At 54.9% G+C, this 13,494-nt stretch carries 9 protein-coding genes; 4 read left to right on the top strand and 5 right to left on the bottom strand.

Going from position 1 to position 13,494, the window contains the following annotated elements:
• Positions 1–74 precede the first annotated feature (74 nt).
• A complete protein-coding gene (locus L21SP2_RS09315) occupies positions 75–1,973 on the bottom strand; it encodes a phosphoglucomutase (femD) (protein WP_024268251.1) in 1,899 nt (632 codons plus the stop codon).
• Positions 1,974–2,303: 330 nt separating this feature from the next.
• On the opposite strand from L21SP2_RS09315, the gene L21SP2_RS09310 reads away from it, so the two are divergent.
• Both L21SP2_RS09310 and L21SP2_RS09305 read left to right on the top strand, forming a co-directional pair.
• Complete coding sequence (locus tag L21SP2_RS09310) at positions 2,304–3,563, top strand: response regulator (RefSeq protein ID WP_024268250.1); 1,260 nt, start codon at positions 2,304–2,306, stop codon at positions 3,561–3,563.
• 27 nt (positions 3,564–3,590) lie between these two features.
• A complete protein-coding gene (locus L21SP2_RS09305) occupies positions 3,591–6,035 on the top strand; it encodes a response regulator (RefSeq protein ID WP_024268249.1) in 2,445 nt (814 codons plus the stop codon).
• A 27-nt stretch (positions 6,036–6,062) separates the two neighbouring features.
• Here L21SP2_RS09305 and L21SP2_RS09300 read toward each other — a convergent pair whose 3' ends face one another.
• Positions 6,063–7,283 (bottom strand): LL-diaminopimelate aminotransferase, encoded by a 1,221-nt coding sequence (locus tag L21SP2_RS09300; protein ID WP_024268248.1) that lies wholly within the window; start codon positions 7,281–7,283, stop codon positions 6,063–6,065.
• 161 nt (positions 7,284–7,444) lie between these two features.
• Here L21SP2_RS09300 and L21SP2_RS09295 point away from each other — a divergent pair, with 161 nt between their 5' ends.
• Entirely contained in the window at positions 7,445–8,236 is a 792-nt protein-coding gene (locus tag L21SP2_RS09295) for an ABC transporter permease (protein ID WP_024268247.1), read from the top strand.
• Between the two features lie 5 nt (positions 8,237–8,241).
• Here L21SP2_RS09295 and L21SP2_RS17225 read toward each other — a convergent pair whose 3' ends face one another.
• Entirely contained in the window at positions 8,242–9,447 is a 1,206-nt protein-coding gene (locus tag L21SP2_RS17225) for a DNA alkylation repair protein (protein ID WP_024268246.1), read from the bottom strand.
• On the bottom strand, positions 9,431–11,479 hold the full coding sequence (locus L21SP2_RS09285) for an oxidoreductase (protein WP_041402669.1): 2,049 nt from the start codon (positions 11,477–11,479) through the stop codon (positions 9,431–9,433). The genes L21SP2_RS17225 and L21SP2_RS09285 overlap by 17 nt, the downstream gene beginning before the upstream one ends.
• Before the next feature lie 89 nt (positions 11,480–11,568).
• Here L21SP2_RS09285 and cls point away from each other — a divergent pair, with 89 nt between their 5' ends.
• Positions 11,569–13,032 (top strand): cardiolipin synthase, encoded by a 1,464-nt coding sequence (cls, locus tag L21SP2_RS09280; protein WP_024268244.1) that lies wholly within the window; start codon positions 11,569–11,571, stop codon positions 13,030–13,032.
• A 90-nt stretch (positions 13,033–13,122) separates the two neighbouring features.
• Here cls and L21SP2_RS19250 read toward each other — a convergent pair whose 3' ends face one another.
• Entirely contained in the window at positions 13,123–13,482 is a 360-nt protein-coding gene (locus L21SP2_RS19250; RefSeq protein ID WP_425277212.1) for a hypothetical protein, read from the bottom strand.
• Positions 13,483–13,494 lie beyond the last annotated feature (12 nt).

Below are 13,494 nucleotides of genomic sequence, written 5' to 3'. Positions count from 1 at the left end.
AATAGACTAATAAATATCTATAAAAAAATACCTAAAAAGCCGGTATTCTTCACCCGGGAGTGGGCGGGCCGAGCTTACAAGGAATCCGCCCTGCGGATCATATCTCTGTGCCACTCGAGCAACTCCTGCTCAAGAACGTGCCGGGGACCTTTCACATCCACAAGTACTCTGTACACCGGCTCGGTACCGGATCCCCGCATCCACATGCAGGCTGAGGGGGCGCCGGAGGAATCCCGGAAAAGAATTTTCAGGCCTCCCTTGTGTTTTCCGCTGCGGAACGATGGCCCGAAACCGGTCGTCTCCCGGCTGCCTTCGGTGTTGATCTCTTCCCAGGAATGGATTCCCCAGCTGTCTTTCAGCCGGTCTTTCCGCTTTTCCCAGTCCGTGAGGAAAATATCCTCATAGGCAGCCTTCAGCCGTACATGGTCGGTTCCGGTAATTTTCATCAAAGCCCGGTCCTCATATGCACTGGTGGTCACATATTCAGGAAGGGAAGAGAGAACGTCCTCCAGGGAAAAATCCGCTTTGTATTCAATACCTCTTCGTTTGCACCACAGTTCGAACAACCCCGCCGAGTCGCCGTCCCCACGGAGAGAAAGAAGCTTGATAATCGAACCGATGCTGTTGAGAGGATCCCGTACCGCCGCCGGATGGGTAATATTCCCCCCGTTTGAGCCTTCTCCCATGAGACGTACAATGTAGCCGTCCTCTCTGAGCCGGGATGCAAGCCCCACCACATTGGCCTCGCCAACTTCGGCCCTGACACATTCAAGACCGAACACCGAAGCGATTTCGTCAATGCGCATGGAAGTGGGGCCGTTTACCGCAATGGCTGCCCGGGCACCGGTATCTGCAAGCTGACCGCTGTATTCAAGCCAGGCGGACTCGGCCAGAGCCACCAGGGCGAACACCTGCTGAGCCTCCAGAATCCTGGCCCGGCCGTCATCGGCCATATACACAATATTGCCCCGGTCGCCGTCGTTGTCGGGAACGTAGCCCAGGATAAATGCCGGATCGCTGCTGTGGGCTTTTTCCAGCTCCTCTTTGCAGAGATTCAGACTTCGCCCCTCGGGAACAATCCGGTGGGTAATCTGCCGGGGAATATGATTAATAAGACGCATCTTCACCCCAAGATTTTCAAAGAACGCCTTGTCGATGGAGAGGGTTCTGGCGCTTCCGTTCAGTTCGCCGAGAACGGCAATATCCGCCTTGCTGAACGCCGCTTTCATCTCCTCCATTCGCAGGGATATCCTGTTCTCATCGGAGCTGTCGCAGATAACCCGGGTGCTGAAGTCCGCATATGCTTCAAGGGCCTGGTTTTTCCAATCTGCGCTTTCACGGAAGAATGTATTCATGCGTTCTTCGGGAAATGATGCAAGCATATCCTGTATCCGGGAAATGCTTTTTTCGGCTTTACAGTGCTCCCGGAAGCGGTGAATCAGGTCTTCAACGTCAGCGGCGGGTAATACTCCTCCGCTTTTCAGTCCGAATTTGAAGCCGTTATGCCCTATGGGATTGTGGGAGGCTGATATGTATGCGAAGGCGTCAACCTGGGGAGTGACCCGTGCATATGACATAACTTCAGGAGCCGCGGATATAAACAGATATCGTATTTTGATGCCCAGGGAGCTGCATACCCGCATCAGGGCGTCGGCCAGAAGGGGGCCTGTTGGCCTGGAATCGCAGCCCACAACCACTGTGGTACCCTTGCCGCTTTTGCCGGCCTTATCCAGAAGATACTCCCCCAGGCTCAGGCCGATCAGCCCTGCAAGCACCATATCGGATTCTGAAATATCTTCTGTCTGATCTTCCTCATCCCCGGAAGCTGCAAAAACTTTCCGCCAGCCGGAAGCCGAAAGAATCATGGGCTCAAGTGTCCGGGAAATATCATCTGCAGATACGGAAGCTGATTGCAGCCTGCGGGGTATGATGCTGCTGTCTCCGATTGTGAGGCCGCTTCTGTTGTCGATCATTCTGATTCCTCCGGGGCATGGGGTCGGTTTGTCCGCTGCTGCTTCTGTGGGCCGGATATGTATAGTTCCTGACCCGGGGGCAGCCGGACTGCTGTCATACTAAAATGTTTGGAAAAGCGCTGTCTACACTGTTGAGAATTTTACTCCATAAAACTGCGGACCAGCCCGGCGGCTGAAGCGGGTACCGTAACAGACTAAATCACCTTACACCGAAAACTATGCAGGTTGAAAAAACGGACTTGAAATGGAGACCTTTCACTTCTATAGTTATATGAGATATTACGCCTCTGCGGGGTTTCCGCTCCAGTCCGGCACTTCCAGGAGAAGGGTTTGAAGAAAATTCTGATTATTGACGATTCCCGGATGATCCGGGAGTTTCTGAACAGGAAACTTGAGGAATTCGGATTCGATACCGATCAGGCCGCAAATGGTCTGGAAGGGTATACGAAACTGAGAAGTTATGAGCCGGATCTGATTATCATGGATTACTACCTCAGCAGAATGAGCGCCGTGGAATTTCTGACCAAAAAGGCCGGTGATCCCAACTCCCGGAATACTCCTGTTCTGTTTGCATCGGCAAAGATCTCCCGGGAAGTGATCCTTGAACTCAGCAAGTTCGGAATTAAAAAATTCATCACCAAACCCATAAAAATCGACAGCCTGGCCAAGGCGCTGAGCGAACTTCTGGGAGTACAGATTGAACTGGATAACACTCCCTGCATCATCGACGCAAACTACAACGAGGAAATTCTGTTCATTGAGGTTGCCCGGGGCCTGAACAGCGAAAAAATCGAGATGCTCCGCTACCGCCTGGATGAGCTGATCCGGTTGTATTCTATTCAGGTCCCCAGGGTGTTATTGATGATGTCGGGAATCGAGATAAGCGAGGGGGACTCCCTAAAGCTCCGCTCCCTGATCGACGGCATTATTTCCGCCACTGATTTGAAGCTTCGCAATTTCAAGATTCTTACCAATAATGATCTGGTGAAGGAATTTGTCTCTTCACGTTCGGATATATCGGAAGTGGAAGTGTTTTCATCCATGCCCGATGCCATGGATGCCCTTTTGGGAGACAGGGCCGGAGGCTATAAGGACAGGGACGGAAACGTCCACGACGATTTTCTGCGGGTGGGCAGGGGAGCTGAAGAAGGATCAAACGGGATCAACCTCCGCTTCCAGAGCGAACAGAATGACACTCAAGTGAATTTCGACGCCATTGCTTCGGGGCTGAAAATGGCGGTGGTCGATGATGATCCGGTAATCCAGGAACTTATCCGCATGGCGTTTTCAAAAACTGAACTGGATGTTCAGACCTTCTCCGACGGTGAGGAATTTATCAATTCCCCTGATGTGAAACAATTCGATATGGTATTTCTTGATCTGCTCATGCCCCGGATGGACGGCTTTTCTGTTCTCACCGCCTTGAAGAATCGTGAAATACAGCTTCCCATTATTGTTCTTTCTGCGGTGAATAAGAGGGAAACCGTCATTCAGGCCCTGCAGATGGGGGTGAAAAGTTATCTGGTTAAGCCCATACAGCCGGATATGGTGTTCAAGAAAGCCCTTGAAGTATTTCAGCTGAATTTTTAAGCATACTGCAGCTCACGGAGGCCTTCATTGCGAGATTACGTGTTCTCCTCACCGGTACCCCAGCTTCTTCTGTCCGGCAGCGCCAGGGTGATGCAGTGGAATCAGAGCTTTGCCGCCCTGTACGCCGAAGGGCTGGAGGATCTTGAGGGGAAGCATCTCCCGGATATCGTGGTCCCCCGGAATGATATGCAGTATCAGCAGGAACTGAAACGGCTGCTGGATACCCCCGGGAGCACGGGAGTGATCCCCTGCAGAATATCCATACCCGGCAAGGTGGCGGATAAGTGGTGGTTTCTCTCGGCCTCCCGTCTTGAAAACGGCGCAGTGCATGCATCGTTTATCGCCGCAGATCAGCAGATCCGGGAAACGGAAACCCTTGAACGTGACAAACAGGCCGCCGAGGAAGCAACCAGGTCCAAGAGCCTGTTTCTGGCCAACATGAGTCATGAAATCCGCACCCCCATTCACACAGTCAGAGGAATGTCAGAACTGCTTCTGGACACCAGTCTGGACCAGGAGCAGTCAGAATACGCCGCTCAAATCCGTTTCTCAGCCGAAGCCCTCCTGGGGCTCATCAATGACATTCTGGATTTTTCAAAAATCGAGGCCGGCAAACTTCATATAGAAAACATCCATTACAATATAGTGGACCTTTATGGCTCGGTTCTGGACATGCTCAGTCTGGAGCTGTACAAACGGGGGCTGGGAATCCTGCTGGATATTGATCCGCGGATGCCGGAAATGGTGGGCGGCGACCCCACCCGGATGCGCCAGATTCTGGTGAACCTTCTCAGCAATGCCATGAAGTTCACCCATGAAGGCCATGTGAGCCTTCATCTCAAGCTGATAGAGCAGGATGATGAATATATCCGGTTCCGCACAGAGGTGCGGGACACGGGAATCGGAATACCCCGGGAAAAGCAGAGCGTCCTGTTCTCCTCGTTCCAGCAGGTGGACGCCACAACCACCCGGAAGTACGGGGGGACCGGCCTGGGACTTTCCATCAGCAAAAATCTGGTGCAGCTCATGGGCGGGAAGATCGGCTTCACCAGCGACGAGGACAGGGGAACCACATTCTGGTTCACCCTGAAGGTTCCCTCCGTCAGTTCCCGGACCCTGGGGGAGATCACCCGGGACTTGAGCATCCTTGAAGACCGGGAGGTGCTGGTGGTGGATAGATACCGACCCTCCGCGGAGTTCTTAAGCGGTCTGCTTCGTCCCCATGCCGCAGGGGTTTCCCATTGCAGCTCGGGCAGAGAAGGGCTTGAGCATTTACGCCGCACACCCATGGAGAGCGGACGAGAGCCTGTGGTGCTGGTTGACCTGCAGCTGGAAGACATGGACGGCTGGCAGTTCGCAAGTGAAGTGAACTCCGACAAGGCAATCAACAGCAGCAGACTCTTTCTCATCCGCCCTCCGGGAACCATGCAGGCGGATGCCAAAATGAAACTTCTCAACTGGTTCGACGGATATCTGACCAAACCTCTGAAGACCAAACAGCTGAGCGAACAGCTGAACCTCGCCCTGGATACCAGCCTGGATCTGTCGGAAGTGGAAGATGAAGAGCCCGTTGGGCTTGAGGAGCTGGGGGGCGAAGCCCTGAGCATCCTCCTGGCGGAAGACCACTTTGTGAACCAGCAGCTGTTTAAAACCATTCTGGATAAGCTGGGGCACCAGGTGGTTGTGGCAAACAACGGCCGGGAAATCGTTGAAGCATACGCCCCGGGAAAGTATGACCTGATCTTTATGGATCTGCAGATGCCGGAAATGGACGGCTATAGCGCCGCATCAGAACTGCGGAACAAGGGAGCCGATGAACCCATTATTGCCGTCACTGCCAATGCCCTGATGGGAGAGAAAGAAAAATGCCTGAAGGCGGGCATGGATGACTACATGTCAAAACCCTTCAGCAGAGACGACCTTGTGAGTATTATGAATCGCTGGCAGGGAAGGAAAACTCAGGCCAAGCCTGATCCCGAACCGGAAGCGGAAGCGGAAGCGAAATCGGCCCGGGAACCGGTTCAGGAGCCTGATCCGACGCCGAAGCCTGATCCGGAGCCGGTTCCCGAGTCCGCCGGGGTAGAGAGTGCTTCTGCCCGATGGAACAGCACGGATGAAGAGCGGAATCTGATAGATTTTGCTGCGGCGGTGAAAACCTTCATGAACAACGAGGAAGCGGTTGTCAGAATTCTCAGACAGTTTCTGGAGCGAAGCACACAGCAGACCGTTCAGATCCATGAGTATCTGGAGAATGATAATTTCAGGGATGCCCAGATTCTCAGTCACGGAATAAAGGGAAGCAGCAGGAATCTCAGCATGAAAGAACTGGGAAATGCGGCTGAAAAAGTGGAAAAAGCCTGTGAGGAAGAAGATATGGAAGCGGCGCTGAAATTCATGCCTGCCATGGAACAGGCCCTGCAGCGGGTGAAGACGTATCTTGAGCCGGAGCTGAAACGCCGGGCCGGGGATTAACTCCCCGGCCCCCCCCCGGGTTCCGGATCAGCGGGATGCGAAGGCGTCGGCGATTCTCTCCAGGGCTTCCTCTACCTGATCCCGGTGATTGAAGCTGGAAATCCGGATGAATCCTTCGCCGCAGCTGCCGAATCCCGCCCCGGGGGTGGTGACAACCGCAGCTTTTTCCAGCAGTTCATCAAACAGCTCCCAGCTGGATTCTCCGGCCTTCACCCATACATAGGGGCTGTTCTCCCCGCCGTATACGGTGAAACCCAGTCCGGTCATTTTATTTCTGATCAGCTTGGCATTTTCAAGATAATAATCACTCAAGGCCCTCACTTCCTGCCGGCCTTTTTCGGTATAGATGGCTTCGGCAGCCTTCTGCACCGGATAGCTTACCCCGTTGAATTTGGTGCTTTGTCTGCGCAGCCACAGATCCTTCAGGGAATGGGGAGAACCGTCTTCGTCATACACCATACACTCCGAGGGAATCACCGTGTACGCACAGCGGGTTCCGGTGAAGCCGGCGGTCTTGGAGTAGCTTCTGAACTCCACGGCAACCTCCCGGGCTCCGGGAATTTCGTAGATGGATTTGGGGATGCTCTCATCCCGGATAAATTCAACATATGCCGCATCGAACAGGATCAGGCTCTTCTCACGGCGGGCATACGCCACCCACTCTGCCAGCTGTTCCCTGGTTGCAACTGTTCCGGTCGGATTATTGGGGAAGCAGAGATATATCAGATCGATATGCTGATCCGGGGGTGAGGGGACGAAGCCGTTGGACTCGTTGCCTTCCAGGTAGTGCAGCCCTTCGTATCGGCCGTCGACAAACTCGCCGGTGCGCCCGGCCATCACATTGGTATCAACATACACAGGATATACTGGGTCGGGGACTCCGATGCTGATATCCTGGGAGAACAGCTCCTGGATGTTTCCGGTGTCGCATTTGGCACCGTCTGAGACAAAAATTTCATCCGGGGAAATATCACAACCGTTGCGCCGGTAATCATATTCGGCAATCTTATCCCGGAGGAAGGCGTAGCCCTGCTCGGGACCGTAGCCGTGAAAGCTTTCATCACTTCCCTGGTCGTCCACTCCCTTGTGAAAAGCGCTGAGAATGCTTTCGCTCAGGGCGTGGGTCACATCGCCGATTCCCAGTTTTATCACCCGCTGATCCGGGTTGGCAGCCTGAAAGTCTCCCACCTTTTTCCCGATCTTTGAGAACAGATATGAGGACTGAAGTTTCTTATAGTGTGTGTTCATTGTAATCATGTCTCTGATAATATTGATTATGCTCCAGGCTTACAAGCATGAATTCAGGATCTGACTGGGCCGGGGAGTTTGGACGGGTTACCGGGGTTCTGTTCGGATTCCGGGAATATTGGGGGCAACGAAGTTCTGACGGCGCAGCGAGGAGGCCGGCAATGTGGGAATCTTTTTTGGCGTTCATCGAAAACTCAGGCATGCAGTGGGACCAGTGGATCATCGCCTATCTCATATTGCTTGTCCCGGTGATCATATCCATGGGGATGAAGCTGGAGCTTCACGGGGAACTGGTGAAGGTTTCCCTGCGGGCGGTGGTCCAGCTGCTGTTTATCGCATTGCTTCTGCTGCCGATTTTCGCCGGACACTGGTCTCTGAAACTGCTGATTATTCTGGTGATGATACTCATGGGCGCCAGGGTGTCCTGGGAACGGGGCCGGGAAATTCCCGGGGCGTTTGTCACCAGTCTTCTTGCAATGAGCATGAGTACGGTGAGCATTATCGGGGTATTTCTGCTCAGCGGAGGTCTGGAGAACCAGGCCAATATAGCCATCCCCATCTTCGGGATGCTTGTGGGGAATGCAAGCCGAAGCATTGCCCTGCTGTTCAGCCGGACGCTCAGCGATTTTTCCTCCCAGCAGGAGATGGTGGAGGCATTGATGCTGGACGGTATGGATTTCCGCAGTGCCATGCGCATACCCATGCAGATGAGCATGAAGACCGCTCTGGTTCCCCGGATCGATTCCCTGAAGACCCTGGGGATAGTTCACATTCCCGGGGCAATGGCGGGGATGATGGTGGCCGGTGCGAGTCCCCTGGAGGCTGCCGGATATCAGATTCTCATATTTTTCGGAATCATCGCATCTTCAGCCATAGCCACCATTATCACCAATTACCGAAGCTACAGGCTTCTGTTTCTTTCAACATATCCCCATTTGCACTGGAAGCAGTAAGGGCCTCACTCACTTGAAGCGGACTTGAACCGGAAGGGTGCTTCCCCAAGGCGGCGGCCGTTCACCCGGATAATCATGCTGTGCTGTCCCGGATAGTAGCGTCTGTTGACAGAAGCCCGGAACCGGTGAAGTTTCCGGACATTCAGCACGGTTTGAGCTTCCAGATTTGTCCGCTTCAGGAAGAAACTTCGTTCGCCGTATCCTCCCCTGGCATTGGGATGACGATGGATATACTGGATTAAGAGTTTTTGATCATAGTGCGCGGCGGACTCGATGCGGATGTTCATCTCCAGGGCATCCCCCAGCTCCACTTCCTCCGGCGCCAGGGTGAAGCCTGCAACCCGGAGCCGGGCACCCGAATAGCCCAACAGCTCCAGCGCCTGTGGATTCGCCGACTTTACGAGGCTGCGGACGCCGTGGCGCACCACCCATGGCGGACGGGAAGCACTTCCTTTTTCGGTTGAATCGGTCCTTTCGTCCCGGGCCTCACCACCGGCGGAAGCCCGGGATGTCCAGGCCTGCATGAGCTCCAGTGCCATCCGGGGGTTATCTTTGCTGATATCATTTACGTTGTTGGCCACCGACCGGCGCACCATCTCATTGGGATCGTCGTGGAGCCTCTCCAGGATGGGGATCAGGGGTGAGGGATCATCAATATACCTGCGGAGGCGGGGAGCCAGGGGAAGGCGGGGGCGGGTTCCCTCGCTGGCCAGCCTTCGGGCGAAGGGACTGGCATCGTCGGTAATATGCATGAGAAAGCCCAGGGTCTGTTGTTCATGCCGTATGAGAAAGGGCCGGATATCGAACTCTGCTGTGAACCGCCGGGTCATTTCGTAGAGGGCGGGCAGAGCGGCGTCGGGATCGTTCAGTCCCATGCGGGAGATGTACATGCTCATGGGCAGGATGTAAAACCCTTCCACTCCCTGAATTGCGTCCTCCATTGCAGGGGGACCCACAGATGAAGATAAAATTGCTGCGGCTTCCCGGAAATTCCCGGGCAGCCGGCGGATCAAGCAGTCTCTGATCTGCTGGGCGCGATCCATGAAATTCAGGGATTCCAATCCCCGGTTTGCTTCCAGCCGGAACCGGGATGCGGGAAATTCCGGCCAGGTCTCTTTGATCTGTGCGGCAATCCTGGCAATGCTTTCGGAGTTCAGGGTTTCCCTGGTAAGGCTGTTGGGCCGGGCAGGGGCGTCAGATCCGGGCCGCATGGCGAACCGCCTCATCTATGGCGCGCTTGGCATCCACCTCATCGGCTTCCCTGGCCCCGCCGATAAGGAGGTGGGAAATGCCTGCGGAATCCAGCTCCCGTGAAAGGCCGTTATCAGGAACCTGTCCTGCGCACACGATCACTGTTTCCGCCTCTATTCTCCGCTCCCGTCCTTCCCCGTCGGTAATACTGACGCCCCGGGGGTCAATGCTGCGGTACTGCACAGACGGGATAAACTCAACCTCTCCCTTTTTCAGCTCCAGACGGTGGATCCAGCCGGTGGTTTTTCCAAGTCCCGCACCGGGCTTTGCATTGGAGCGGCGCATCATGGTGATACGGCCCCGGAGCGGACCGGATTCCGGAGCGGCAGGGTTCATGGTCAGACCGCCGGGAACCGATGACAGGGGATCAATTCCCCAATGGGTAAAAAACTCCTCATCGGTCATGGAGACTCCCCGGAAATTGGGCTGGAGAAGATAGTTTGCCGTGTCCACTGCGATGCCCCCGGCCCCAATTATGGCGACTCTCCCCGAAGGGGTGAAATCTCCGCTGAGAGCTTCCCGGTACCCCAGAACATGGGGAAGGTCCGCACCGGGAATATCCGGCTTCCGGGGTTTGATTCCGGTACACACCGCCACTTTGTCAAACCGGGCTGCGTCCCCGGGGGTGAAGGGACGGGACAGATGCACGGTCACCCTGTGAACCTCCAGCATGTTCCGGTAGTACGCAATGCTTGAGAGAAACTCCGACTTGCCGGGAATTCTGGCCGCCAGGGTGAAGTGGCCGCCGATATCTTGTTCCTTTTCGAACAGTTCCACCCGGTGACCCCGGGCTGCTGCATGAATGGCAAAGGAGAGGCCTGCCGGACCGGCCCCGGCCACCCCGATCCGCAGAGGATGTTTCGCCCTGTTGTCTTCCGGCCGGGGAATGCGGGTTTCTTGGCCCGCCCGGGGGTTCACCAGGCAGCTTGCGCTGCGGTTCAGGAACACATGGTCCAGACAGGCCTGGTTGCAGGCGATGCAGATATTGGTGGTTTCTTCCCGGTTTTCCCGGGCCTTTTGTACTATCTCCGGATCGGCGAGGAAGGGGCGGGCCATGGAAACCATATCCGCTTCCCCGGATGCCAGAATGGATTCGGCGTCCGCCATGCGGTTGATTCTGTTGGTTGCCACCACAGGTATTTCCAAGCGGTCTTTCAGCTCTGCGGTAACCCTGGTGAATACGCCCCTGGGGACCATTCCCCCGATGGTGGGAACCCGGGATTCATGCCACCCGATGCCGGTGTTGAGAATGTTCACTCCGGCATCCGCAAGCTTTCCGGCCAGTATCAGGCTCTCATCAAACTGATTGCCCTTCTCAACCAGTTCCAGCAGGGATATACGGAATATGATGATGAATTTCCTTCCCACCTTTTCCCGGACGGCCTTCACAATTTCCAGGGCCAGCCGCATCCGGTTTTCAAGGCTGCCCCCCCATTTATCTTCCCGCTGATTGGTCCGTGCAGAAAGAAACTGATTGATCAGATAGCCTTCGGACCCCATGATCTCCACTCCGTCATAGCCTGCCCGCTGTGCAAGGGAGGCTGCCCGGGCGAAATGACGGATGCTCCTGCGGATCATGGCTGGGGTCATGGCTCGTGGGGTGAACGGGTTGATGGGCGCTTTGCGCTTTTCCGCCGATACGGTGAAGGGATGGTAGCCGTATCGGCCGGTGTGAAGAATCTGCATGCAGATTTTCGTGGGGTAGCGGTGCACCGTCCGGGTAATCTTCCTGTGCTTCAGCACATGAATGAAGCTGCTCATCCGGGCGGCGAAAGGTTTGGTCCAGCCCCGTATGTCCGGAGCGATGCCGCCGGTGACGATCATCCCGGCGCCGCCCTCCGCCCGTTCCCGGTAATATTCCGCAAGTCTGGAGAAGCCGCCGGGCTTCTCTTCCAGGCCGGTATGCATGGATCCCATGAGAATCCGGTTGGGGATGGAGGTGAACCCAAGATCCAGGGCGGAGAAGGCATGGGTGTAGGATTGTGTTTTCATAATGTGTTTCCTGATGCCCATTATATCCTGTTGCGGCGATAACGCAATTATTGTGTTTGAATCCATATGGTTGTACTATCCATACACATATGAGTATAAGCGATCCCTTTCAACTGCTTTCCCTTATCAGCCTTGGAGTGACCCTGTTCACATCCATGGTTATCATCCTGGATGATACCAAAAGCAGTGAAACCACCATTGCATGGCTTCTTGTGATCTTCCTGTTCAAATGGATCGGGGTGCTTTTTTACGTCCTGCTGGGAATCAACTGGAAGAAGCGGAAAATCGTTCAGCAGAAACCCGAAGATATTTTCGGGTCCTTTTTGCAGCCGGTGCTCCAGCGCCAGCAGGATTTTATTTCCCGGCTCATCGAGACCCACGAATCCGAGTCCTACAGCGACATGACCAAACTCATGCGCATGCTCCTTTCGGGAAACAACTCTATTATCACACTGAACAACCGCATCCGGTTTTTTCACAACGGGAAAGATGCCTTTGCCTCCATGTTCCACGATCTGAAGAGGGCCAGGGAAACCATACACATGGAGTTTTACATCTGGCGTTCCGATGAGCTGGGTGAGGAGCTGAAGGAAATTCTCATTGAACGGGCCCGAAACGGTGTGGATGTGAAGCTGATATTCGACGGCCTGGGTTCATTCGGCAAAATATCCTACGCCTACCGCCGGGAGCTGAAAGAGGCGGGCATCCGCTTTTCCTATTTTCTGGACCTCAACCTGGCTCCCGCCCGCCTGAAAATCAATTACCGGAACCACCGGAAGGTGGTGGTGATCGACGGCCGGAAAGCCTATACCGGCGGCATCAATGTGGGGAAAGAATATATTGACGGGGGCAGCAAATTCGAACAATGGCGGGATACCGCGCTGCGGATTACCGGGGATTCGGTGATGATGCTTCAGGCGCTGTTTCTCATCGACTGGGCGTCCAGCGGGAACGAGCAGGTTCTGGACGGCAAACTCTTTCCGGCCTTTCACCCCGGCGAACGCCAGACCCCGGTTCAGATAGCATTCAGCGGTCCGGATTCCCGCTGGTCATCCATTGAGCAATTGTTCTTTCTGATGATCACCAATGCAAATACTGATATCTGGATACAGAGCCCCTATTTCATCCCTAGCCAGGGCATTCTCCATGCCCTCCAGTCTGCCGCCCTGAGCGGAGTGAACGTCCATCTCATGATGACCGGTATTCCCGACAAGCACCCTCCCTTCTGGGCCGCCCACACATACTTTCCCGGACTGGTTGATGCGGGGGTGAAGCTGTATCTCTACCGCAGGGGATTTCTCCACAGCAAAACCGTGGTTGCTGACTCAAAAATATGCAGCGTAGGCAGCTGCAATATGGATATGCGCAGCTTCCATATCAATTTTGAAGCCAACGCAGTGATCTATGACGAAGATCTGTCCCGACAGCTGGTGGACCAGTTCCGCAGGGACCTGGCATTCTGCGAAGAAGTGACCCATGCCAGCCTTACCAGCCAGTCTCCGTTCATCAAGCTGCGAAACAGCATTCTGCGTATCTTTTCCCCCATAATGTAGGGGTGTACCGGGCGGCAGTCGAAGGCCGGCGGCGGCAGATTGCGCCGCCGCGGGGCAAACCTGCGGCAATCGACTGCCGGCGGCGGTTTGTCAGCCCTGTTTCTGCTCCAGAACATCCCATCGTTCATATGCATTTTCCAGAGTGATATTCAATTCCTGAAGCTCCGTGCTTAAGATGCGGGTTTTCTCCCCGGCTTCATCACCCTGATACAGCAGAGGGTCGGCAAGGGATTGTTCAATTTCGGCAATTCGGGTTTCCATGGCCGATATGGTTTCAGGCAGCGATTCCAGTTCCTGCTTTTCCCGGTAGCTCAGTTTTTTGCTTGGGGTCTTGGGTTTCCTGCCCGATTCGCCGGAGGTTTTGGCTTTGCCGGCTGATTGGGTTCCATTTTCCCGTGTGCCATTCTCTGCGGATTTCTGCCGCTGTTCCCACTCGCTGTAGCTTCCCACAAAACTTTCTAT

Source organism: Salinispira pacifica, from assembly GCF_000507245.1.
Taxonomy (GTDB): Bacteria; Spirochaetota; Spirochaetia; order DSM-27196; family Salinispiraceae; genus Salinispira; species Salinispira pacifica.
The sequence above is the reverse complement of the archived record's forward strand: the minus strand, read 5'-3'. Positions and strand labels throughout refer to the sequence as shown.